Origin of the sequence: Flavobacterium granuli (assembly GCF_900129705.1) — a bacterium.
GTDB lineage: Bacteria > Bacteroidota > Bacteroidia > Flavobacteriales > Flavobacteriaceae > Flavobacterium > Flavobacterium granuli.
Window position 1 is genome coordinate 460342 of record NZ_FQWO01000001.1, and the last position, 25582, is coordinate 485923.

The 25582-nt window shown below is 35.5% G+C and carries 19 protein-coding genes and 3 tRNA genes; 9 read left to right on the forward strand and 13 right to left on the reverse strand.

Annotation, left to right across the window (positions count from 1 at the left end; all coding sequences use genetic code 11):
- Positions 1-173: 173 nt before the first annotated feature.
- From BUB25_RS01995 to BUB25_RS02010, 4 genes are all read right to left on the reverse strand, one after another.
- Positions 174-1580 (reverse strand): APC family permease, encoded by a 1407-nt coding sequence (locus BUB25_RS01995; protein ID WP_072939039.1) that lies wholly within the window; start codon positions 1578-1580, stop codon positions 174-176.
- A gap of 242 nt (positions 1581-1822) precedes the next feature.
- Positions 1823-2050, reverse strand: a complete 228-nt coding sequence (locus BUB25_RS02000) for a CDGSH iron-sulfur domain-containing protein (protein WP_072939042.1) — start codon at positions 2048-2050, stop codon at positions 1823-1825.
- Positions 2051-2190: 140 nt separating this feature from the next.
- Positions 2191-2604 carry a hypothetical protein gene (locus BUB25_RS02005; protein ID WP_072939044.1) on the reverse strand — a complete coding sequence of 138 codons (414 nt, stop codon included), beginning with the start codon at positions 2602-2604 and terminating at the stop codon, positions 2191-2193.
- Positions 2585-3175: an RNA polymerase sigma factor gene (locus BUB25_RS02010; protein ID WP_072939047.1), complete on the reverse strand. Its 591-nt coding sequence runs from the start codon at positions 3173-3175 to the stop codon at positions 2585-2587. The genes BUB25_RS02005 and BUB25_RS02010 overlap by 20 nt, the downstream gene beginning before the upstream one ends.
- Before the next feature lie 144 nt (positions 3176-3319).
- Between BUB25_RS02010 and BUB25_RS02015 the strand changes: the two genes are divergently transcribed.
- The 3 genes from BUB25_RS02015 to BUB25_RS02030 all read left to right on the forward strand — a co-directional run bounded on the left by BUB25_RS02015 (position 3320) and on the right by BUB25_RS02030 (position 5369).
- The gene (locus BUB25_RS02015; RefSeq protein WP_072939050.1) at positions 3320-3667 is read left to right on the forward strand and encodes a DUF6249 domain-containing protein; all 348 of its coding nucleotides are present in this window, start codon (positions 3320-3322) and stop codon (positions 3665-3667) included.
- A 525-nt stretch (positions 3668-4192) separates the two neighbouring features.
- Positions 4193-4570 carry a GreA/GreB family elongation factor gene (locus tag BUB25_RS02025; RefSeq protein ID WP_072939057.1) on the forward strand — a complete coding sequence of 126 codons (378 nt, stop codon included), beginning with the start codon at positions 4193-4195 and terminating at the stop codon, positions 4568-4570.
- 352 nt (positions 4571-4922) lie between these two features.
- Positions 4923-5369 carry a hypothetical protein gene (locus BUB25_RS02030; protein WP_072939771.1) on the forward strand — a complete coding sequence of 149 codons (447 nt, stop codon included), beginning with the start codon at positions 4923-4925 and terminating at the stop codon, positions 5367-5369.
- Between the two features lie 80 nt (positions 5370-5449).
- On the opposite strand, the gene BUB25_RS02035 is transcribed toward BUB25_RS02030, so the two are convergent.
- The 6 genes from BUB25_RS02035 to BUB25_RS02060 all read right to left on the reverse strand — a co-directional run bounded on the left by BUB25_RS02035 (position 5450) and on the right by BUB25_RS02060 (position 16131).
- Entirely contained in the window at positions 5450-6952 is a 1503-nt protein-coding gene (locus tag BUB25_RS02035) for a peptidoglycan endopeptidase (RefSeq protein WP_072939060.1), read from the reverse strand.
- A gap of 259 nt (positions 6953-7211) precedes the next feature.
- The gene (locus tag BUB25_RS02040; protein ID WP_072939063.1) at positions 7212-9476 is read right to left on the reverse strand and encodes an aconitate hydratase; all 2265 of its coding nucleotides are present in this window, start codon (positions 9474-9476) and stop codon (positions 7212-7214) included.
- Between the two features lie 123 nt (positions 9477-9599).
- Positions 9600-12371 carry a bifunctional aconitate hydratase 2/2-methylisocitrate dehydratase gene (locus BUB25_RS02045; RefSeq protein ID WP_072939066.1) on the reverse strand — a complete coding sequence of 924 codons (2772 nt, stop codon included), beginning with the start codon at positions 12369-12371 and terminating at the stop codon, positions 9600-9602.
- A gap of 413 nt (positions 12372-12784) precedes the next feature.
- Complete coding sequence (locus BUB25_RS02050; RefSeq protein ID WP_072939068.1) at positions 12785-13414, reverse strand: PAS domain-containing protein; 630 nt, start codon at positions 13412-13414, stop codon at positions 12785-12787.
- A gap of 252 nt (positions 13415-13666) precedes the next feature.
- On the reverse strand, positions 13667-14620 hold the full coding sequence (locus tag BUB25_RS02055; protein ID WP_072939071.1) for an AAA family ATPase: 954 nt from the start codon (positions 14618-14620) through the stop codon (positions 13667-13669).
- Positions 14621-14700: 80 nt separating this feature from the next.
- On the reverse strand, positions 14701-16131 hold the full coding sequence (locus BUB25_RS02060) for a peptidylprolyl isomerase (protein WP_072939074.1): 1431 nt from the start codon (positions 16129-16131) through the stop codon (positions 14701-14703).
- Between the two features lie 472 nt (positions 16132-16603).
- On the opposite strand from BUB25_RS02060, the gene BUB25_RS02065 reads away from it, so the two are divergent.
- Positions 16604-18193 (forward strand): peptide chain release factor 3, encoded by a 1590-nt coding sequence (locus BUB25_RS02065; protein ID WP_072939077.1) that lies wholly within the window; start codon positions 16604-16606, stop codon positions 18191-18193.
- Between the two features lie 105 nt (positions 18194-18298).
- Here the strand turns inward: BUB25_RS02065 and BUB25_RS02070 are convergent, their stop codons facing one another.
- On the reverse strand, positions 18299-19297 hold the full coding sequence (locus BUB25_RS02070) for a BamM family beta-barrel-assembly machinery protein (RefSeq protein ID WP_072939080.1): 999 nt from the start codon (positions 19295-19297) through the stop codon (positions 18299-18301).
- Positions 19298-19375: 78 nt separating this feature from the next.
- Here BUB25_RS02070 and BUB25_RS02075 point away from each other — a divergent pair, with 78 nt between their 5' ends.
- Together BUB25_RS02075 and BUB25_RS02080 are read left to right on the forward strand one after the other, a co-directional pair.
- Positions 19376-19762, forward strand: coding sequence for an RNA-binding S4 domain-containing protein (locus BUB25_RS02075; protein WP_072939083.1), 387 nt, complete (start codon positions 19376-19378; stop codon positions 19760-19762).
- A 36-nt stretch (positions 19763-19798) separates the two neighbouring features.
- Positions 19799-20299 (forward strand): phosphoribosyltransferase family protein, encoded by a 501-nt coding sequence (locus BUB25_RS02080; protein ID WP_072939087.1) that lies wholly within the window; start codon positions 19799-19801, stop codon positions 20297-20299.
- Here BUB25_RS02080 and BUB25_RS02085 read toward each other — a convergent pair.
- On the reverse strand, positions 20291-20809 hold the full coding sequence (locus BUB25_RS02085; RefSeq protein WP_072939090.1) for a shikimate kinase: 519 nt from the start codon (positions 20807-20809) through the stop codon (positions 20291-20293). The genes BUB25_RS02080 and BUB25_RS02085 overlap by 9 nt on opposite strands.
- Positions 20810-20937: 128 nt before the next feature.
- On the opposite strand from BUB25_RS02085, the gene BUB25_RS02090 reads away from it, so the two are divergent.
- The 3 genes from BUB25_RS02090 to BUB25_RS02100 all read left to right on the forward strand — a co-directional run bounded on the left by BUB25_RS02090 (position 20938) and on the right by BUB25_RS02100 (position 21244).
- Positions 20938-21010, forward strand: a tRNA-Lys gene (locus tag BUB25_RS02090).
- A gap of 37 nt (positions 21011-21047) precedes the next feature.
- Positions 21048-21120: transfer RNA gene (locus tag BUB25_RS02095), tRNA-Lys, on the forward strand.
- A gap of 41 nt (positions 21121-21161) precedes the next feature.
- Positions 21162-21244, forward strand: a tRNA-Leu gene (locus BUB25_RS02100).
- Positions 21245-23594: 2350 nt separating this feature from the next.
- On the opposite strand, the gene BUB25_RS02115 is transcribed toward BUB25_RS02100, so the two are convergent.
- A complete protein-coding gene (locus BUB25_RS02115; RefSeq protein WP_072939100.1) occupies positions 23595-25568 on the reverse strand; it encodes a glycoside hydrolase family 20 protein in 1974 nt (657 codons plus the stop codon).
- Positions 25569-25582 lie beyond the last annotated feature (14 nt).

Below are 25582 nucleotides of genomic sequence, written 5' to 3' on the forward strand. Positions count from 1 at the left end.
AAGTTTTAGATTAAAGTGTACAGCAAGCCAACCTGAATTCAATAGAAAATCCGTCCCATTATTGCAATGAGACGGATTTTTTTATGAAAAAACAGAGGAAAGAAGCAAGAAAAAAAGAGTCAGAACAATAACATAAATCATCAATCCAACTCTTTCTTCTTCTCACTAATAAACTACTCTTTCGCCTTGGTCAGATAATAAATCGGAATACCAATCAGCATAATCAAAACACCCCAACCACTGGTACTGGTTTTTGTATACAATAAAGCGATACAAATTGCCGTGGCGATAATTAGATAAAGTGCAGGTAAAAACGGATATCCAAAAGCTTTATAGGGTCTTTCGGCATCAGGCATTTTTTTACGGAGAATAAAAATACCCAAAATAGTCAGAATATAAAATATTAGAACGATGATCACCACAAAATCCAATAAATCACCATATTTCCCTGTCAGACACAAAGCGGAAGCCCATATGCATTGAAGCCAAATAGACCAGGCAGGAACACTGGCTTTATTCAATTGAGCTGCTTTCTTAAAGAAAACACCGTCTTGAGCCATCGTATAATACACGCGCGCACCGGCCATAATCAATCCGTTATTACAGGCAAAAGTCGAAATCATAATCATCACGGCAATAATCAATGTACCAATCGATCCAAAAATATTTTGTGAAGCCACTACGCCCACACGGTCAGATTCGGCAGTGGCAATTTCCTGCAAAGGCACTACGGCCAGGTACATTAAATTGGCTAAAACATAAATAACACTTACCGTCAAAGTTCCCAGAAACAAACTCAATCCTACATTGCGCTTTGGATTTTTTATCTCACCCGCAATAAAAGTCACCCCTTCCCAGGCTACGCTGGAAAACATAGATCCCACTAAAGCCGCCGACATGGCCGCTATCAATGCCGTTCCGCTGATGGGCATCCAAGTTCCACTACTGGTATCAAGCGAAGCCGAAACCCAAGCATTAGCCCAGTTAGCATCCCAAACTTCAGCTTTGGCAGCTACAAACCCAAAAACGATTAAACCCAATAAAGACAAAATCTTGATAACCGTAAGTACCGTTTGGAGAATTTTAGAATTTTTCACTCCCCTGCTGTTAATATAACTCAAAAAAACAATGGTAACAATCGAAACAATTTGGGCGGCATTGAGTTTAAAACCATTAAATTCATATAAAATATTAGTATCACTAAAAGCAGGAAAAATATAAGCGGTAAACTTGGCAAAAGCAACTCCCACAGCTGCAATTGTTCCGGTTTGTATCACCGCAAAGAAACTCCAGCCGTACAAGAAACCAATGAGTTTGCCGTAAGCTTCTTTGATATATACATATTGCCCGCCGGCTTTGGGAAACATTGAGCTCAACTCGCCATAACTCACAGCAGCAATTACAGTAATGACTCCCGTAAGTACCCACATAGCTATAAGCCAGCCGGCAGAACCAAGCTGACGCACCATATCCGAGCTTACAATAAATATTCCCGAACCGATCATCGAACCCACCACAAGCATGGTAGCATCAAGAAGGCCGAGCTCTCTTTTAAAATTTTCTGGTTTGTTGTCTTGCATATAAAATTTGGTTTGATTTTGGTTTGGCTAAAGATATACTTTTTTTGGAAAAAGAATAAATCTCAATAAAAATTGCTCTTAGTCTGTTTAATTAATCCTTTTGGGAGCATAATTTCAACAACAAGGTTAGGCTAACTAAACACTCCTTACACGCTAAGAAAAAAAGTACTGTTTGCATTAAAAACAAAAAAGCTAAACTTGTCAAAGTCTAGCTTTTTTTATGCGATAAAGAAAGGGTGTTTTTATTTTGCTTTTAAGGGCGGTAAGTCAAATGCCTTAGACTCGTGTTCAAAACCATTGCGGTGCGAACCGTCACAAAAAGGTTTATTGGCTGACAAACCACAACGACAAAGACCTAAAGCCGTTCTTCCTTCTAATCCGTATGTATTCCCTTCGCAGTCTGTTATTTCGAATTCTCCTTCTATTTTTATAGACCCATTGCGATTGATTGTCAATTTAGTTTTACTCATAATACTGTTTACTTTTATTAAAGTTCAAAGATTGCAAAATATATTTTGAAGGATTTGCATCGCCTTGCTTTTTTAACACTCAAAACCCTAATTTACATTAATTCTATTTTAGCCAAAAACCAAGCATTAGTAATATCGCATCAATGCTCATATCTCTTATTAAAATAAGCCTTCAAAAATGATACCTGTACAAGTACCATTACAGATAAGAGAGTCAAAGCATACAATACAATTTTAGAGAAAGTAAATTGAAACAGCGAAGCCGTAATTTTATGCTCTAAAAGAACATTTAAATTTGAAAAATCAAAATAACTAGGCGGTTGCGGCTGTGCCCCAATAATTGCGTAACCCACCAAAATAACAAAACCTATGAAAATAACAAACCAAGCTGTTTTTGAAATCAAAGGTTTATAAATTGTTGCCTCACTCTGTTTCAATTCATTAAGTTGTGTCATTATTTGAGCCGTAAAATCAAATGAAGGCGACTCTAAAGTGGCTTTCTTAATCACTTTTTTGGCAAAGTCATCTATTTGTTTATTTTCGTTCGCGTTCATAATGCTCTATTATTTCAGGTTCCAATTTTTCTTTTAACAACGAAGCTAATTTTTTTCTGCCTCTAAAGAGTTTTACCTTAACATTATTAGCTGTCAAACCTACAATTTTAGAAATATCTTCTAAAGATTGCTCTTCAAAATAATACAATATTAATAAAAAACTATCTTCTTTAGGTAACCTATCCAAACAATCATCTATTGCTTGCCGTTGTTCTTTTTCGACCAAAGCATCAAAAGCATTATCTAATGTTGCTATTTGACGCTCCGTAAATTCGTTTAGGCCAACTGCAGGATATTCCTGTTTGTACTTCTTTAAGACATCCAAGCAACTATTATAAATTATCCTATAAATCCAAGTCGAAAATTTAGAATCTCCTTTAAACTTGTTCAAAGACTTAAAAACTTTAATAAAAGTATCCTGTGCAACTTCCTCTGCTTCTTCTCTATTTTTAAGCATCCGCAAAGCCAAGGTAAAAACCAAATCTTTATAGCGATCGACCAAAACAGCAAATGCTTTGGTATCCCCTGCTACTACTTTTGAAATGTAATATTGATCGTCGGTTTTGGTCATATAACAATAAGACTGCTACAATTGCTTTTTGGTTACACTAAAATTAAAAAAAGTTTTTTTTGATAAAAGTTGTAACCAAAATTAGACTTCCATCGTCCTAAGCTAGGAACACATTAAAAATAATCAATTAAAAAACAATTTATCATGGGACCAGACATTCTCGCCTTACCTGTAATTTTCGGAGCAATCTTCGGAGTATTTTACTTATTTTTTTCCACTCGAAATAAAGAGCGCCTCGCCCTTATTGAAAAAGGAGCCGATGCCAGTATTTTTATGAGCAAAAGACAAGATGCAGCGCCAATCTGGAAAGTATTTATCCTAAATCTTGCGGTGCTGTTAATGGGAATTGGAGCAGGCATCTTACTCGCTTTAATCATTCAGGATCTTTTTGGAGTCACTAGTGAAGCGCTATTTCCTGGAGTTATCTTTTTGACAGCCGGAACAGGTTTACTTGTTGGATTTAAAATGACCAAAGATTTAGAAAAAAAATAATTCGAGTTTCAACAATCAATCAAATCAAACTGCTACTTCATCAATAGCAGTTTTTTTTATGTCAAAACTATTTTGATTTAAAACAACAAGAATAAACTTTTTTCTATCCTATAAAAAAGTTTGTTTGCTATTTTATAGGATCAAAAGAAAGAACAGTCTTAATGTTTAGCCAAATCTTTTTTTAAGCTCATTTAATTTCGTATATTGCACAGTCAGTTTAAAAACAATGAACAAACTACTTTTTTTTCATATAAACGCTTGCGCATTAGGACTTTTATTTTCATTGTCCTATCTGCACGACGACTCTTTTCTAAAAAGTTCCAAGGACTTTATATAATACGCCCTGCCAAAACCCAAGGCAGGGAAATCTTCAGATATCCTTTACATATATAATTTAAAACCGTCAATAGCGTATTGATGGCATTTTTGTCATTAAATCCAATCTCCTCCAAAGGACAATTGGCTTTTAATGTTTGGGTCGTTAACAAAAATGCGTCAAAATATTGATACAAAGAGAATAGAGAAATGTCACAAAACATCATTTTAACCACAGGAATTTACGATTTAATTAAAGACCATATTAGAAGAAAAAAAGTAACCCCTACAGAAGAAGAAGCTTTAAAATTACAGCTTAAAAACGCAACACAGGTAACTCGAAAAAATTTACCCGAAGACATCGTTACAATCGATGCACGTATAACTGTCAAGAATCTTGATTCTGATCAAGAAGAAACCTATACTTTTGTTGCGCCGGATAAAGCAAAAAAAAGAAACAACACCGAGTCCATATTAACTAAAATGGGATTAGCTCTGGTAGGATGCAAAGTAGGCGATGTGATCAATTGGGATTTTGAAGAAGGAGAAAAACAACTCGAAATCATAAAAGTTGAGAGACTGGACTAAAACAAAAAATCAGAAATGCTGATTTTTAAATTAAAATAGAATATCATGATACCGATGCAACAGTCATAAGTTTTTTTGCCGGATCTAAAAAATTCACACCAAAAAACTACAACGCCATTACAAAAGCGTTGTAGTTTTTTTTTGTTCCTCAAACAAAAAATAGAACTGCTGAAAATCAGTATTCTACATTTTTTTTCGTAAATTTAATATCCTTTTTAAAGAAACAAGCTGTGCTTAAAAAAACGAATTTTGAACACATAAAAACATATTAACAACCTAAGACAACTAATAGTATAACCAGCAAAACTACACTTAAAAATTGAAATGAATATTTAACCAATAAATAATGATCATGGAAAATTTAAGACAAAGGCCAAAAGGCGATTTTACTTGGCAAGCACAGTGGCAACAATTATATATACTAACGGAACACTGGCAATCAGACCTGCAATTCTACAAAGACGACATACGCTTTTTAGACCATCTTATTGATAAATATTTCATCTTTTTAACCCAAAAAGACAACTTGGACGAAATGAGAGAATTAACCAAACGATTAACCGACGAAAGCAAAGAATGTGATTCATTAATTGAAAAAACGACAACCCATTTGTCACATCTAGGCCAACTTATTGACGACCCTTATAAATATGATTCCCATCAATTTAGAGGAGAACACGAAAAACTTGAGGATGCGATTGCTGCTTTTATAAAAAAATTTAGAAAAAACAAAAAAGAAACTTTTGCTATTACCGAAAAAGTTATCGGAAAGGAAATTAAAAAAAGACTGATGCCTTAAAATGTAAAAAGTTTAATTTCACAAAAAACGCCCAAGGATGCTTGGGCGTTTTTTTATAAAGTTATTTCAAACCGCTTCGCTTATAAAACGCGATTAACCTGAGTAAATCTTTTGCTATAATACTTTTCTTTTACCGAAGAAATAATCACGCCACCGCCCACTGAAGCATGTATGAATTTAATATCACCATCATTAGCCTCGACAACCATCCCAACATGATTGATTTGCTTTCTTCCGTTTGTTTTAAAGAAAATCAAATCTCCTTTTCTAGCTTCCTCTGTGCTAATTTTGGTTCCAAATCTAGACTGCTCCACAGAAGTTCTAGGCAACTGAATATCAAAAGTACTAAAAGTAGTACACATCAAGCCAGAACAATCAAAACCATCTTTAGAAGTTCCGCCGATACGGTATCTGGTCCCAATATTCTCTGAAGCTTTAGTCACAAGTTGATCCAGGAAATCAGTACTGTGAAATGATTTAATATTATACTCTGAGTTTTGTTCAGCAATCCTATCTTTAAAGGCATTTTCTGCTTTTTCGACTGCTTTCTCAACTGCTTTTAAGCTTTTGATATTTAATTTATAACCCACAGGCAGACTTTTAACAATCTGAGGATTTTGTCTTTCTAATTCTTTAACTGTAATGCCAAATTCTTTAGCAATTCCGTATTTGGTCTCACGAGCTAACACCTCACGTACCACTTCAGTTTCCAAAACATTATTATCAACTATCGCCTCAGAAGAAACCGGTGTTTCCTTTTTTGTTATTTCTTTAGAAACATCAACTGCTTTCACTTCTGCCACAGCCACTTTCTTTTCAATAACTTTCTCTTCTTCTTTGGCAAGTTCTTCCTTTACTACTGATACTGTTACAACATCATCTGCTTTTACAGGAATGTTAATTTTTTGTCCAATTTTCAAGGCTTCAGATTCTAAAATTGGGTTGGCTCTATCCAAGTCAGCTATTGTGATTCCATGTTCTTTAGCTATAGCATATTTAGTTTCTTTAGGCAAAACCTCATGAACAATAGCTTTGGCTGGAGTCGCTGTCTCCGCTAAAGACTGAGCTTTAACAGCCACTTCCGTCTTAGGGAATATCTTCTCCGAAGTCGTTGTTGTTTTAATGCTGTTTTCTGTTTCGGCTTTAGCCAATGCTTGGATTGGATTGGATGCCGTCCCTGGTATTTTTATTAGTTGACCTTTTTTTAATCCTGATTTTTCAAGAGTAGGATTGATCTTATACAAATCATGAACGGTTAGTCCATATTGTTTAGCGATACCGTAAATGGTTTCTTTAGGAAGTACCTGATGTTCTTTTTCAGGATAATTTGAGGAAGTCTCAATTGTAGTAAGCTTAGTATTCTTTTCTGCTTTTGCAGGAATCAATAAAACCGATTTAAATTTTATTCCCTTACGTGCATCTGGATTAAGTTCATAAATCGCACTGGACTTAATATTATATTGTTGGGCAATTTTAGAAATTGTTTCTCCTTTTAAAACAGTGTGATTGGTGTATTTTTCCTGGGAAAAAACACTAAAACCACTAAAAAAAACAAAAATTAAGATCCAACTATACCGCCTCATAAATTAAATTTTACCAAATTATATTATATCGTATTGATTTACAAATAAATAAACTACTATTTTACATTTGAAAAACTAAAAAAAGATGCTTTTTCATGCAAAAACACACAAACAAAGCATTCAATACGGCTAATATAGATTATTAATAGAAATATCGCAATTTTTTAACCACTCTTTATATTGATTTTAACAAATATGCAAAGAAAAAGCGCCCTGTTCCCACAGAGCGCTTTCTATATAAGATACGTATAAATTAAAATTAAGCTTTACCAGCTGCTAATAAATTTAACGCTGATCCAGCAACGAACCAACCAATTTGCCCTTCATTATAAGTATGATTTGCCAAGATAACATCTTTACTTCCATCAGCATGAACAAATTCGATCGTTAATGGTTTTCCTGGAGCAAAATCAACTAAGTCTGTAAAGTTGATCGTATCATCTTCCTGGATTTTATCATAATCTGCTTCGTTAGCAAAAGTCAATGCCAACATACCTTGCTTTTTCAAGTTAGTTTCATGGATACGAGCAAATGATTTTACCAATACCGCTTTCACACCTAAGAAACGAGGCTCCATAGCAGCGTGCTCACGAGAAGAACCTTCGCCATAATTGTGATCTCCTACCACAATAGATGGTACTCCAGCTGCTTTGTATGTACGAGCCACTGCAGGAACTGCATCATAGCTTCCAGTTAGCTGATTTTTAACCGAATTGGTTTTATTTGTAAAAGCATTAACTGCTCCAATTAACATATTGTTTGAAATATTATCCAAGTGACCACGGAAACGCAACCATGGACCGGCCATCGAAATATGATCTGTAGTACATTTTCCGAATGCTTTAATCAATAATTTAGCTCCTGAAATATTTTTACCGTCCCAAGCTGGGAATGGCGCCAATAATTGCAAACGATCTGAAGTATCACTAACTAAGATTTTAACTCCTGATCCATCAGCAGCTGGTGCTTGAAAACCGGCATCTTCTACAGCAAAACCTCTTTTGGGTAATTCATCGCCAAAAGGCGCAGTCAATTTAACTTCCTCTCCATTATCGTTAAGCAAGGTATCTGTCAAAGGATTAAAATCCAAACGACCTGCAATTGCTAATGCAGCAACCATTTCAGGAGATGTTACAAAAGCGTGCGTATTTGGGTTACCATCGGCACGTTTAGAGAAGTTACGGTTAAAAGAGTGAACAATGGTGTTTTTCTCTTCTTTATCAGCTCCTGCTCTGTCCCATTGTCCGATACACGGCCCACAAGCATTGGTAAATACTTTAGTTCCCATTTTTTCAAAATCCGCAATAATTCCATCTCTTTCAATAGTGTAACGAATTTGCTCTGAACCTGGATTAATACCGAATTCCGCTTTAGGAGTAATTCCATGTTTAACCGCTTGTCTGACAATAGAAGCAGCACGAGACATATCTTCGTAAGAAGAATTGGTACAAGAACCAATCAATCCCCACTCCACTTTTATTGGCCAGCCGTTAGCCGCTGCTTCAGCTTTCATTTTAGAAACCGGAGTCCCTCTGTCTGGAGTAAAAGGACCATTAATGTGTGGCTCTAACTCAGATAAATTAATTTCAATTACTTGGTCAAAATAGTGTTCTGGATTAGCATACACTTCAGCATCACCTGTTAGATAATCAGCCACTTTATCGGCAGCATCAACCACATCCTGACGACCTGTAGCTGCTAAATATCTTCTCATAGAATCATCGTATCCAAAAGTAGAAGTGGTAGCACCAATTTCAGCACCCATATTACAAATGGTACCTTTACCAGTACAGGACATATTAGTAGCTCCTTCCCCAAAATATTCAACAATAGCGCCGGTTCCTCCTTTTACAGTAAGGATATCAGCCACTTTTAAGATAACATCTTTTGGTGCTGTCCAACCCGATAATTTTCCGGTCAATTTTACACCAATTAATTTAGGAAATTTCAATTCCCATCCCATTCCAGACATTACATCGACAGCATCAGCTCCACCAACACCAATTGCCAGCATCCCTAATCCGCCCGCATTTACAGTATGTGAATCGGTACCAATCATCATTCCTCCAGGAAAAGCATAGTTCTCCAAAACGATTTGGTGAATAATTCCTGAACCCGGTTTCCAGAAACCAATTCCATATTTATTAGAAACGGAAGAAAGAAAATCAAAAACTTCTTTTGATTGTTTATTTGCAGCAGCTAAATCAAATTCAGCTCCATTTTTAGCCAAAATCAAGTGATCACAATGAACCGTTGTTGGAACGGCAACTGTTTTCTTTCCAGCATGCATAAATTGCAGCAAAGCCATTTGCGCCGTTGCATCTTGACAAGCAACTCTATCCGGAGCAAAATCTACATAATCAACTCCTCTTCCAAAAGCAGTTGACGGCATTCCATCCCAAAGGTGATTGTACAAAATTTTCTCCGTTAAAGTAAGTGGACGGCCAACTATTTCACGTGCCTTGTCAACACGAGCTGTCATATTTGCGTACACTTTTTTAATCATTTCAATATCAAAAGCCATAAGATTTTATATTTGTTTTATTATTCAATTTTAATCCCACAAGATACAAAAAAATGGGTAACAATAAAAAAAGCCTGAGTTAATAACTCAGGCTTTTTGATATATTTAACAGATAATTTATAATTATCTAACTAACAACTTATGTGAAGGCGCAAACTTAGTTAGGTTAATACCATCAACCGCCGTTTTATATTCTTCAATTGTCGGAGTTCTACCAAGGATTGTTGACAAAACCACAACTGGTGTAGAAGAAAGTAAAGACTCTCCTTTTTTACCTTCAGCATCCTCAACAACTCTTCCTTGGAAAAGACGCGTAGATGTTGCCATTACCGTATCTCCTTTAGCCGCTTTCTCTTGATTACCCATACAAAGGTTACAACCTGGACGCTCTAAGTATAACATGTTTTCGTATGATGTACGTGCTGCTGCTTTAGGAGCATTGTCATCAAATTCGAAACCAGAGTATTTTTGTAAAATTTCCCAATCCCCCTCTGCTTTTAATTCATCAACAATATTATAAGTAGGAGGAGCTACAACTAGTGGTGCTTTGAACTCTACTTTACCTTCTTGCTCATCAATATTCTTAAGCATATGGGCTAGAATTTTCATATCTCCCTTGTGAACCATACAAGAACCGATAAACCCAAGATCTACTTTTTTAACTCCACCATAGAAAGATAATGGTCTGATGGTATCATGCGTGTATCTTTTAGAAACATCAGCATTATTAACATCCGGATCCGCAATCATTGGCTCAGCAATCTGATCCAAATCTACCACAACTTCAGCATAATACTTAGCGTTTGCATCTGGTCTTAAAGCTGGTTTCTCACCTGAAATAATCTCGGCTATTCTCTTATCAGCAATAGCAATCAATCCTTTCAGCACTTGATTTTTATTATCCATCCCTTTGTCGATCATGATCTGGATTCTACCCTTCGCCATCTCCAGCGATTCAATCAAAGTATAATCTTCAGAAATACAGATAGACGCTTTCGCTTTCATTTCTGCAGTCCAGTCCGTAAACGTAAAGGCTTGATCTGCATTAAGAGTTCCTAAATGAACCTCAATAATTCTTCCTTGGAATACATTTTCTCCACCAAATGTTTTAAGCATTTGAGCTTGTGTAGCGTGAACCACATCACGGAAATCCATATACCCTTTCATATCTCCTTTGAAAGTCACTTTCACAGATTCCGGAATTGGCATCGAAGCCTCACCAGTAGCCAAAGCAAGTGCAACAGTTCCTGAGTCAGCACCAAAAGCAACCCCTTTAGACATTCTGGTATGAGAATCACCACCAATGATGATAGCCCATTCGTTTACAGTAATATCGTTAAGTACTTTGTGAATTACATCCGTCATTGCATGATAAACGCCTTTTGGGTCACGAGCCGTGATCAAACCGAAATCGTTCATAAATTTCATCAATCTAGGAATATTTGCCTTAGATTTATTATCCCAAACTGAAGCCGTGTGACAACCTGATTGGTAAGCACCGTCAACGATTGGAGAAATCACGGTAGCAGCCATAGACTCTAATTCCTGAGAAGTCATCAAACCAGTTGTATCTTGCGAACCAACAATATTTACGGTAACACGAACATCTGAACCAGCGTGCAACACTTTACCCGGAGTTGTTCCAACCGCATTAGCATTGAATATTTTTTCTACAGCAGTAAGACCTTGTCCTTCAATAGAAACCTCTTTTGAAGGTGCATATACAAGTGGAGCAGTAATCCCTAATGTCTTAGCTGCAAATGTTTGCAATTTCTTTCCAAATACAATTGCATATGAACCACCCGCTTTAATGAATTCCATTTTCTGCGGTGTGAATGCTTTAGAGATATCTATTAATTCTTTATCTCCGTTGTAAAGTTTTTTTGTTTTAGTATTAATCGTAAGAACCGTTCCTGTTGCCACAGAATATACTTCTTCTAAAACTGGATCACCACTTTCATTGCGAACTACTTCACCATTAGCGTCAGTCTTTTTTACCCAGTTTTTAAGATCTAAACCAATACCACCAGTTACATCAACTGTTGTAAGGAAAATTGGAGAAATACCGTTTGTTCCTGCAACAATTGGCGCAAAGTTTACAAACGGAACATAAGGACTTGCTTGTTTACCTGTCCAAAGTGCCACGTTATTTACACCTGACATTCTTGAAGAACCAACTCCCATTGTCCCTTTTTCAGCAATTAACATTACCGATTTGTCTGGATGTTGTGCCTGTAATGCTTTAATTTCGGCTTGTGCTTCAGGTGTAATCATACATTTACCGTGCAATTCACGATCTGAACGCGAGTGTGCTTGGTTTCCTGGAGAAAGTAAATCTGTAGAAATATCTCCTTCACCTGCAATAAAAGTAACAACTTTAATTTCTTCTTTTACCTCTGGAAGTTTCGTGAAGAACTCTGCTTTAGCATAACTCTCTAAAATTTCTTTTGCTATTTCGTTACCACTTTTGAAGGCATTAACTAAACGATCTGTATCTGCCTCATAAAGATACACTTGTGTTTTAAGAACTTTTGCTGCTTCTTTTGCAATTGCAACATCATTTCCTAATGCCAAATCAAGAAGTACTTCAATTGAAGATCCCCCTTTCATGTGAGATAATAATTCTAAAGCAAAAGCAGGCGTGATTTCAGCAACTACTGATTGGCCCAGAACGATTTCTTTTAAAAATTTAGCCTTAACATTAGCCGCAGGAGTAGTTCCGGGAACAACATTATAAATAAAGAAGTTAAGGAAATCTGCTCTGTACTCGTTATTCAAATCTTTAATTTGCGTAATGATTTCGCTTAATAATTCAGCGCCATCAATCGGTTTCGGGTGAAGTCCCTGGCCTTTTCGTTCTTCGATCTCCTTAATGTAGTCGTTATAAGTGTTCATATTATCTTTTCAGTGTTAATGGCATATTTCCTTGATTATCTCAAAACAAAATGCCATAATAAATTAGTTTATTTTTTTTGCCCAGCAAATTTAAGTATTAAAGATGAGAATTAAAAAAAATTTAATCGAAGTCCCTTTTTGAAAAATTATTATTGTAAAATAACAAAATCTATTGCGTAAAAATGAGAAAACATTAATTTTAGAACTTTAAATTACATAATCGGCAATCTTTTAATCAAACTCCTTTTTAATTACTTATTATGACATACCAGTTTGTCTATTCTCTTTTACTACAACGAATCCCATAGATCCCCTTCACCGACAAAAACCTCAACTCGAAGAAAAACCCTGAATTCAAAAGACTATAACTTACAACTTAAGCCCAACAACCTATAAACTCTAAACAAACAAGGTTATCTTCCGAAAAATCGAGAAAAGAACCCTCGACTCTCCTCTTCTTCCTCTTCTTTTAATTCCATTCTTTTTTGCGCATTCTGAGACTGTTCATAATCTAAAATACATTCTTTAACAAACTCAACATAGGTCCTGTTTTTTTCTTCCAAAAAGCCTATCAAATACTTTTCGCTCGCTTCCATTCCGCTTACTGATTCAATTTGAAGCAATCTTTTATACAATGGTTCGATATGTTTTGTAATCACATCTTGAGGCACAGCCTTTCTTCTGCCAAAATAATGGGTAGTTTCACCATTTTTATCTTTTGAAATTTCAAAATCAGTAACAACCCAATAGTACCTTCCTGATTTCGCAAGATTTTTAACCACCGCATAGAAATTATTTCCGCTTTTTAGATTCTCCCAAAGTACTTTAAAAATAACCTTAGGCATATCAGGATGCCTGATAATACTGTGAGGTTGAGACATAAGCTCATAATCTTCATACCCGCAAACATCAATAAAAACCTCATTGGCATATTCAATAATACCTTTTGAATTGGTTTTACTCATAATTACTTGGGTTTTATCCCAGGAAACTTCCTTATCAATTGGAGTTGGTCTTTTAAAAACCTCATTATTCTCGCTCATACTGCTTCTTTTTTGTAAAATAAATAATCCGCCAAAAATAAAATTTGAAGCCTAAATCCTATATGATTTTTGTCATGTTTTTCCCAAATAAAAAATCGTTATGGAGAAAATATCTCATCCATAACGATTTTTGAGTTTGATTTGCAAAAAGCAATTAATTTTAAAATTAACCCTTCAAAACAACATATTTTTTTTTGTCTTACAAAGAATAGCAACTAAGAGTATAAAACAAAAACATTCCTAATTTCACCATTAAATCAACTTGGCAATTATCATTTCTTCTGTGATTCCTTCGGCATCTGCTTTATAATTTTTAATAATCCTATGACGCAATATTCCCACCGCAACCGCTTTTACATCTTCAATATCCGGTGAAAATTTCCCATTAAAAGCAGCATGAGCTTTAGCGCCCAAAATCAAATTCTGTGAAGCTCTTGGCCCCGCTCCCCAATCCAGATAATTCTTCACAAACTCGTTAGCCAAGTGGTTGTCAGGACGTGTTTTACTGACCAAAGTCACGGCATACTCCACCACATTATCTGCCACAGGAATTCTACGGATCAAATGTTGAAAATCGACAATCTCCTGAGCGGTAAATAACGGCTCAACAATCGCTTTTATATCAGAAGTGGTGCGTTTTACCACTTCGACTTCCTCCTCAAAAGAAGGATATTCTAATTTTATAGCAAACATAAAACGATCTAATTGCGCTTCAGGCAACGGATATGTTCCTTCTTGCTCAATTGGATTTTGGGTTGCCAGAACAAAATAAGGCAATGCTAATTTGTAATTTTCTCCTGCAATAGTAACCGAACGCTCCTGCATAGCTTCAAGCAAAGCGGCCTGAGTTTTTGGAGGTGTTCTATTGATTTCATCAGCCAGAACGATATTCGAAAAAACAGGCCCTTTTATAAACTTAAATTGGCGGTTTTCATCTAATATTTCGCTTCCCAAAATATCCGAAGGCATTAAATCCGGTGTAAACTGAATTCTTTTGAAATCCAACCCTAAAGCTTTCGCCAATGTATTCACCATTAAAGTTTTGGCCAAACCAGGAACTCCTACTAACAATGCATGACCTCCTGAAAAAATACAAAGCAAAATTTGATCTACCACTGCATCCTGTCCAACGATTATTTTTGCGATTTCGCTTTTTAGCTCGTTTCGCTTTTGAACCAAATTATGTATTGCTGCTACGTCAGACATTTTTTGAAAGTATTTTAAATTAAAAAAGAGTTAGCTTTATGAACTCATAAAACTAACTCTTTTTATTTATTTTATAAAAATTATTTTTTCAACCAATTGTTTGTAAAGTCACAATCTCTATATTCTCCAAGAATCTTAACATAAGTATCTTTGATTGTCGTGTCAAACCATTTTCCAATAGCTTTAATTTGTTTTTCTTTTAAAGCCAATTCCTTAATTTTAATATAATCAGTAGCATAATCAGCCGTGTGCTCATTTATTCTATTGGTCACCGTGATGATCTTATAATACTTTCTTCCGTTTTCATCCGTATCCAATATCGGTTGAGAAACTTCATCGTCTTTTAAATTAGAAACCTGACTGTAAAGAGACGGATCCATTTTAGTCAATTCAAAACGAGTATCGCGAGTATTTGGATTAATCAAGGCTCCACCATTTGCTCTTGTCTCTTTTTGATCTGATTCCGTTCTCGCCGCATCAGCAAAAGTTAATTTTTTATCAATAATTTTCTCTCTGATCAATGTGATTTTTTCCTTAGCCGCCTTAATTTCATCTTCCGATACCGAAGGAGTCAATAAAATATGACGCAATTCTATTTCCTGTCCTTTAACTTTTTCTACATAAATAATATGAAAACCAAAAGTAGTTTCAAAAGGAGCCGAAATTTCTCCTTGCTGAAGACTAAAAGCAACATCTTTAAATTCTTTAACAAATGGAGTTTTTCTATTCATTTTATAGTAACCGCCATTTGAACTGGAGCCCGGATCTTTAGAATACAAAACCGCTTTGGTAGCAAAACTAGCCCCTTCTTCAACTTCTTTTTTGAAACTATTCAGTTTATCAATTACTTTTTGCTTTTCTGCATCAGACACTTTAGGAGTCACAACGATTTGTGCCACTTCCATTTCTGCACCAAAAAGAGGCAATTCATTTTTAGGTATTTTTTTGAAAAAATTTCGAACCTCTTCTGGGGTAATCTCCACTCCATCAACAATTTTATTGGTCATTTCAGAAGCTAATTTTTGTTCTTTCAAAATGTCAAAAAAACTGGTTCTTAGTTCTTCCTCAGAACTCTTCTTATACATACTCAAAACCTTGTCCATAGAACCCACCTTATCCAATATATAAGTCAATCGCTCTTCCATCATGCCTTTAATTTCAGAATCAGTCACTTTAATACTATCCTGAATAGCTTGATGCGCATACAATTTATCTTCGAGTAATTTTCCCAGCATTTGACATCTCGTAATGTCTTTTACAGATCCGCCTTGGGACGAAATCTCAAGAAATGACTTATCGATATCTGAATCCAAAACGATATAATCTCCCACAGTTGCAATAACACCATCAATTTTTTGTCTTTGCCCCGTTTGAATCTTCTTCACAGAAGGTACAACACTGTCTTTAATAATTTCTTGGGCGCTAATAAGTGTGCTTGAAAATAGTAACAGAAAAAAAAGAAAAGCACTTTTATTATTTATGGAATTCATTTGCATTGTTTTTAATGGCATTATTTTGAAATTTATAGTATGATAAATATTGTTATTTCTTGTCTTTTACTTAATCCGCATAAAAGGATCTTTAATTTTGTCCAAATATACACTTTAAGAGTCAAAAAAACGAACTGATTTTTCAATACAATTACTTACAATTCTCTCAACTTAAGGCAAACAAAAATAACAATTCAATTACATAATCCAACTTTACACTCTACTATTAACAAAAAATTATACACAGCTACCATCATCATCACAATTCCGCCACAGGATGACTGTCAATCAATCGCAGTTTTAATTCAATTCAATAGCTGGATCCAAGCTTCATTTCTAAAGTCGCTTTTCAGTATTCAAAGTCTTTCATTATACAAGTAGGAGTTCAACTTTTGACAAAAAAGCCAATGAATTTGAAGATCTCCAAAAAGACATCCGCTTTTTTTTTATTCGCATTTATAAATAGTACTTTTGCAAACTATTTACATTATACATGAGCTTTTTAAAAGAAATACAAAGAAGAAGAACGTTCGGAATTATATCACATCCCGATGCCGGTAAAACTACACTTACAGAAAAACTCCTCCTTTTTGGTGGTGCTATCCAAGAAGCGGGTGCCGTAAAGAACAATAAGATCAAAAAAGGAGCCACGAGTGACTTTATGGAAATTGAGCGCCAGAGAGGGATCTCGGTTTCCACATCGGTTTTGGCCTTTAATTATAAGGAGAAAAAAATAAACATTCTGGACACCCCGGGACACAAGGATTTTGCCGAAGACACCTTTAGGACTTTGACTGCCGTTGATAGCGTTATCGTGGTAATTGACGTTGCAAAAGGGGTCGAAGAACAAACGGAAAAATTAGTCGCCGTATGTAGAATGCGAAAAATTCCTATCATTGTTTTCATCAACAAGCTGGATCGTGAAGGAAAAGACGCTTTTGACTTGATGGATGAAGTAGAACAAAAACTGGGATTAACCGTAACTCCATTGAGTTTTCCAATAGGAATGGGTTATGATTTCCAGGGAATATACAATTTATGGGAGAAAAACATCAATCTTTTTAGCGGTGACAGCCGTAAAAACATTGAGGAAACAATTGCTTTTTCGGATGTACAAAACCCCGAATTGGAAAAAATAATCGGAGAAAAACCTGCTGACAGACTCCGTGAAGAATTAGAATTGATCGACGAAGTTTACCCAAAATTCAACCAACAAGATTACTTGGACGGAAAACTACAGCCGGTATTTTTTGGTTCGGCATTGAATAACTTCGGGGTTCGTGAGCTTTTGGATTGTTTTATCCAAATCGCTCCCTCACCAAGACCAAAAGATTCTGAAACGAGATTAGTTGACCCAACAGAAGAAAAAATGACCGGTTTTGTTTTTAAAATCCACGCCAATATGGATCCAAAACACAGAGACCGATTGGCTTTTATCAAAATCGTATCCGGAACTTTTGAAAGAAACAAACCTTATTATCACGTTCGTCAAAAAAAGAACCTGAAATTCTCCAGTCCTAATGCTTTTTTTGCTGAGAAAAAGGAAATTGTAGATATTTCCTATCCCGGCGATATCGTGGGACTTCATGATACAGGGAATTTTAAAATTGGAGATACCTTAACCGAAGGTGAAATCATGAGCTTTAAAGGGATTCCGAGTTTCTCTCCGGAACATTTCAGATACATCAATAATGCTGATCCTATGAAAGCCAAACAGCTTGACAAAGGAGTAGATCAATTGATGGACGAAGGTGTTGCTCAATTATTCACCCTTGAAATGAATAACCGTAAAATCATTGGAACCGTAGGAGCACTTCAATATGAGGTGATCCAATACCGTTTGGAACACGAATACGGCGCCAAATGTACCTATGAGAATTTCCCGGTACACAAAGCCTGCTGGGTAAAACCGGATGACGCAAAGAACGATGAGTTTAAAGAATTCAAACGCATCAAACAAAAATTCCTTGCCAAAGATAAATACGGTCAATTGGTTTTCCTTGCTGATTCTGATTTTACAATCCAAATGACACAAAACAAATATCCGAGCGTAAAATTATTCTTTACATCAGAATTCGAATAATTCAACCAATCTATTTCTAACCAGATTCAGAAATAAGAAATAGATTTCCATAAAAAAATCCCATTCGCAGCGAATGGGATTTTTTATTTTATAACACTTTAGGTACTAGTGACAGTTCTTATCCAAATGTCTTTTGATTCTTGCCGGATCAGTAGTATTACCATCACAACTTGGAATTGCTAAAAAAGGATAAGCCAATCCAGTATCAGGATTCTTAATTTCTAATTTTGTAGTATAGCCATCACCATCATCATCCACATCCAAAAAGTTTGGAATACCATCTCCATCCGTATCATCAGGATTTACTGTAGGTGGCGTTGGATAATCTCCTGAATTTCTATAGTCATAAACATAGCCATCTCCATCTAAATCCTCCAAATAAGACGGAATTCCGTCTCCATCCTGATCCAATCTTTGGATTTCAAACAATTTAAAGCTAAACACTAAAGGCGCATAGGCCGGAATAGCAGCACTTCCCGATGAATAATAGCCCAATCCTGAAGGAATAAACATAACACCAGCACCAAAGTCAGAATAACTAACCGTTCCATCAGCATTCGAAACATAAGTTCCGGTTTTAAACTGTGGGAAAATCTCACTCCATCCTTTTATTACAGATTGCAAACTAAGCATTTGCTGCGGATTTTTAGTTTCCTCAAAAAATGTTGAACTAATCGTAGTTACTCCTTCTACCGTTTTACTTGCTAAATATTGTCCTTTATAAGCTGCCAATACCGCATCCATATTAGTAGGCGAAGGATTCCCTGCTTTACCTTCACTTAATACCAAATAATACAAGGTATAGCTAATGTCATGCAGCTTCACAACACGACTTAGAAGTTTTGGAAACGATGCATTGTCTTTATAAGACCAAATTGAAGCTTGGGTTCCTCCAGCCGGAATCTTAGTAATAGTCACATCTTTATCAGCAGTAACCTCTATATAATTTTCTTTCAAATAGGTCTCGATATCAGCTATATCAGCATCATATTGTATCTTGTAATCACGTGGTGGGGTAATTTCTGGAATATCATTATTTTTCGAACATGAAAATAAAGACAGTGTTGTAATTGATAAAATAAAATAAAACTTAAATTTGTTCATTATAGCTGATTTTTAAGTGTGCAATATACAATATTGATTTATTTTTGTAAACTATTTAACTCCGATTTTAGAATTTTTATGAGAATAGATAAATATTTATGGTGCGTAAGATATTACAAGACCAGAAACATGGTAACCGAGGCTTGCAAAAAAAACCAGATTACCGTAAACGGCCTGGTTGCAAAACCCTCCAAGGAGGTTTTCCCTACTGATAAAATCACTTTTCGAAAAGATCAAATCACCCAAATCATTACCGTACTGGACATCCCGGAGAGCCGTGTAGGAGCCAAACTGGTTGACATCTACAGACGCAACGATACGCCGCCCGAAGTCTACCAACATCTAGAACTATTAAAGCTTTCAAAAGAGCATTACCGAAAGACCGGAACCGGAAGACCTACCAAAAAAGACCGAAGAGACATCGACGAATTTGGCAATGCTATTGAAGACGACGACGAGGAATAGCATTGACATTTTAAAAACAAAATTAAAACTAAAAAAATGAGCAAAAATATCATCCTAACAAATCAAGAAATTGAACATAAAATAAAAAGAATAGCCTATCAAATCTACGAAACATTTGTAGACGAAAACGAGGTGGTTCTTGCCGGAATAGCAAGCAATGGCTTCGTTTTTGCCGAAAAGATCGCTCAGGAGCTAAAAAACATCTCCCCGCTAAAAATTACCTTGTGCGAGGTTCAAATCAATAAATTAAATCCTGAACTACCTATTCATACTTCGATACCAAAAGAACAATACGCCAACAAAGGTTTAATCCTGGTTGACGACGTATTGAATTCAGGCACTACTTTAATCTATGCTATAAGACACTTTCTGGACGTCCCTTTGAAAAAATTCAAAACTGCAGTACTTGTAGACAGAAATCACAAAAAATACCCTGTGAAAGCCGATTTCAAAGGAATCTCCCTTTCTACCTCCTTATTAGAACATGTTCAGGTTGTTTTTGACGAAAACAAAAACAGCTATGCTTATTTAAGCTAGAATTGCTACAATATCCAAAACGACCTGATCAATCGTTTTATCATCTACAATAACGGCATACTGCGCCTTATTATAATAAAAGCTTCTTTCAAAAAGATGCATTGCAATAAACTCCTTCATCTCCACATCACTTTTGTTGGCGATAAGGGGTCTTTTGCTTTTATTAGCAGACAATCTGTCAAATAAGGTCTCAATAGACGCTTTCAGATAAACTGACAACACATCCTCCCCTATTAATAACTCATGGTTATTAGCATAACAAGGAGTCCCTCCACCCAGTCCTATAATAAAACGATCAGCAGAACTCAATAATTCTTTAAAAGATTCGTGTTCTAACTTTCGAAAATAAACTTCTCCGTGTTTGTCAAATATGGCATTTATGGACAAATTGGTTTTTTTTTCGATATATTCATCCAAATCGACAAAAGGAATTCCAATATTTTTCGACAATGTTTTGGCAATGGTTGACTTTCCGCACCCCATGTAACCTAATAATATAATTTTCTTCATAGAATAAAACCCTATAAATTAAGGTGTTAAAATTTATTGTTAAAAAAAGTCAAATTTATGACAAATTTCTTTGGAAAACTCCAAATAAAGTCCTTATATTTGCACCCGCATTCAAGCAAAGAAATTATGACTCGATAGCTCAGTTGGTAGAGCACATCACTTTTAATGATGGGGTCCTGGGTTCGAGCCCCAGTCGGGTCACAAATAGTGATCAACACATAATTTACTTGAAAGCATTGACTCGATAGCTCAGTTGGTAGAGCACATCACTTTTAATGATGGGGTCCTGGGTTCGAGCCCCAGTCGGGTCACAAAAGGTCGAGTAATTTATTACTTGACCTTTTTTATTTTAGGCCACGTGGAGAAACGGTAGACTTGCCATCTTGAGGGGGTGGTGCTCGTAAGGGCGTGTGGGTTCAAATCCCACCGTGGTCACTTTTTAAATTAAAAAACCTTGTAAGTATTGCTCTTACAAGGTTTTTTTAATTATGTTTCCACAGCTGTACCCCACATTTTTTACAAATACATATTTCAGATTAAGCCCACTTTAGGTCCTGTTCCAGTTATAAAGGGTCAAAAACTAAGCATGCACCATCCATGCACTATCTATACGTAATGAAAAGTGACTCGCAGAGGTGGTCATTTTGAATTGGAATCAGACGCACCTTTAAATTGGGATTGGGTGGTCAATACCACCGGAATTTGCCGTAAATAAACCAAGAAGCAGACTTCAGTTTATAAATATCCTCCAATGCTTAGTATGGCTAGTAGAATTATAAAAATCGGTATGATGATAAATAAAAGCATTACGTATCCAACAAAAATTGATTGAAGACTACTTGGTAGTTTTCTAAAACTAGCAACCATTAATTCTAGGTCATTATTTCTATTCTTTGTATAATAATGCATTAAAGGACCAAAGCAAATCACAATAGGACATATAACTACTATGAAAAGCTTGTTAATGTAACGATTAAACAGTTCCATCATAAAAATAGTCAATATGGCCATTGTAACGCGTAATACTCTTGATCCCCAAATTTCACGAGCAAACCGTCCATAAATCCTTTGCTGAACAATAAAACTTGCAACATAAATATGGTCAAAAATACAATACATTCTCATTAATAATATTTGTTAACTAAAATAAATATCTGTTCAGCAAGAAAATCATCTGCAGCAAAAGCAACATAAATAATTGTAAACAGAACTCTGGCAAGCTGATTGGTCAAAAATGTTACCACCACTAGCCATAATTTATCAACCGGCCGGTATACTACTTAAATATCCGCTATTTAATGCGTTAAAATGATCCAACTAATATTCTGTAACACTCTTTCCATCATGAGTTTTTTTTTTTTTTAATACTCTCTATAATTAATTAGCCAGCCACCTGAAACAGCTAAGCTTAGCCCATTTGATTTTATGAAAGTGTCATCCAATGACCGGATACAACTCTATAACTAACTACTCCCAAAATAAATGGAAAAACTATAATTAAAATAACAGTACAAAAGCCTAGAAATTTTGCAATCTTACTATTTAGAAAAACATTTTCTTTATACTTTTCATATATTCTTTGATATCTTTTATTATGATAGAAAAGGAAATAAACAAGGATTCCATATACAATCATTTCCAACATCACAGTGGGACTACTAGTTTTAGTATGATGATACGGTGGATTGACCAACTCCATTATAGCCAAAACCGAAAGTCTAATACAAAAAAAACAAATTAAAAAAATTCCCCCAACCGTCAGCGATGGGATATCGTTTTTATATTCCCCATTTTTATAATAAGAGTTATAGATAATGTAAAATAGCCTATTCATTACAATTTTTATTTATTATTCCCAAATTCTTCTTTAATTATTAACCAGCTACCTGATCAATCTAGATAGCTATTCTACTTTCCGGATAAGGTTTACAGAACCATATTATTCGCAAAGAAAGCGATTTATTTAATACCATAGTTAGATATTGAGTGTACCAAATTTTTGTCTTATGGCGGCAAGAGTTATTAATAAAATTGTAGGAGCAATAACGTAGAGTATAAATCTTAAAGATGTTTTATTTTCGTCTCCATTATAACAATCCTGATATTCTTTCAATAATCTATCAGTTCGATTTCGATTATAAAACAACCATATAGTAATTATAAAAGGAATACAAATCAATAAATTAAAATTCTTACTCTGACTATATGTAGCCCCATCGTGATAAGGGAATAAAGCTATTTTATGCCCTGTTAAATCAAAAGAATGTGCATCAGTAAAGCAAAAAAAAACTATTCCAGTGGCACTTAATCTGCCATCACTGCCCCTTTTTTCCGCTAATTCGTAAAAAAAAACAATATATTAAATTATAAATTTTCATTTTTATTAAGTTTAATCTAAATAACATTCTATAATACGCTTAGTATTATGAATGGTTTTTAAAATACTCTCTTTAATTAATTAGCGTGCCAAACAACTAAGCTTAGCCTATTTGATTTTATGAAATTTCCATCTAATGACTAGAAAAAATTCTATAATGAACTAATGCCAGAATAAACGGCAAAGTTACAATTAAAATAACAAGGAAAAAACCAAGGAATTTTGCAATCTTACTATCCAGAAAAACATTTTCTTTATACTTTTCATATATTCTTTAGTATCTTTTGTTATTATAGAAAAAAAAAAACAAGTATTCACCACTCCCTTCTCTCAACTCATAACAGATATCAGCGGGACTGGCTTTCCCGAATTGATTTTGTTTGTGGCCCTTTAGATTGGCCTAATGAATTATTCAATTTTTATTTCTTTAATAACCGGCCAACAACTATGCTGCTTGGTAGCCTCTATACGAATCGCACGAATGGTTTTTCCTTGCAATGCTGCCGTAGCCGTTCCATCGTCTTTGAAAGCGGCAATTTTTTCGAATGTCTCCCCATCCTCCGAAATCAGTAAATCGGCAAATTGAATATAATCTTTTGAATCGCCCGTAAGCACCGAAATCTTAGTTGCCTTTACCGGCTCGCCTAGTTTAATTTGATACCAATCACCAACGCCAATACTTCTGCTTCCCCAATAAAAAGTATTCGATTTACCGTCAAATATGTATTCGAGATGGTAATTACCATGGTTGGGAAGATTAGTTGTTAGCCAAGCATGTCTGACCAATGCCGGTTTTTCGTTTTTGGGTTTAAACTCTGTTTCATTAATGGCATCGTCAATATAATAATCGATACCCAAAGCCTTCATGGAATCATAACTTTGATCTAATCGCTTCAGATAACTGTCCCAATTTCTGTTTTCTTTAGGGGACCAAAGCACTTCTGCCAAAGCCGTAATTCTTGGATACAGCATCTCCTCTATCCTGTTTTGAGTGCTGACACGCTCTGTCCATAAACAAGCCTGGCCACCCAGCACCAAGTTGTTTTTATTTAAAGCTTCCATTTCTGCAGAAATGGGATCCCATTCGTATACTTTTCGGGTTGCATTTCCGGCATAGCCCCAATCATAATAACATCCATGTTGTGGTGCCATTATTACAGGAACATTGCGTTGCAAAGCTTCCAGCCCTTGCTTGAACCCATAGTCACGCCAAACCATGACAATATCATCAGCAGAAGCAGCATGTCGCTCATTAATCTCATCCCAGCCCACCATGGTTTTTCCTAATTTCTGAACTACATTCGACATTCTTTTAGTGAAATAATCCTGTAGTTCTCCCCATTCCTTTAAATGCTCCTGCTGGTGCAGTTTTTGGCATTTCGTACATTTTTCCCAAATAGTGGTAGGCACCTCATCACCTCCCAAATGTATTTTTTGCGAAGGAAAAATAGAGACTATTTCCTGAATCACCTTTTCCGAAAAAGCATACACCTCGGGATTCCCAAGGCAAAGCATGTTTACATTAGTTCTTTTACGGTCTTTCAACGGCATTTCTTCCGGATAGACTTCAAACTCACCGCCTGTACAAGACAAATCTGGGTAGGCAGCCAGAATACCGGTAGCATGACCCGGAATGTCAATTTCCGGAATCACTTCAATATTATGCAGTCCCGCAAAAGCGACCACTTCTTTTAAATCCTCTTGGGTATAAAACTTGTCCGATAACTCCGGATAATCCTTATAATAAGTACCGGCAGTAGTAAGTTTGGGATAGGCTTTAATCTCTATTCTCCAGGCATTATTATCGGTAAGGTGCAAATGCAATTTGTTCAGCTTAAAAAAAGCCATTTGCGTAATGGTTTCTTTTAATTCGTTAACAGTCCAAAAATGGCGACTACAGTCTAACATCAGTCCGCGATAATTAAAACGGGGCTGATCTTCTATTTTTACTTGCATTACAATCCCATTTTCAGCATGCAACACCAATTGTTTCCATGTTTGTAATGCATTAAAAGCACCTCCATAATCTGAAGCTTCTATCAGGACTCCCTTCTTATCTATTAATAATTTGTATGATTCAAGACTTAAATTTTGGACTTTTTTTATACGAATGGCAGTAGCGTTTGCCTTTTCAACAATCCTGAGAGGCTGCAGCTTATTCTTTTGGTTAAACTCCGCAAACTGCCCCCCTAAATCCCGCCAGAGCTCAGGCAATTCTAATTCAGAGAGCGATTTTATATCAAGTCCTTTTTTTGAGGTCTCTATTAATTTTGGCTGCGGAATAATTGCTAATGTAGTTTTAGTTGAAACTACTACATTTTGACTCTTACAACCCAATAGGAGAATCCCCAAAAACAGACTAAGTATTAGTGCTTTTTTCATATCTGTAAAATTTA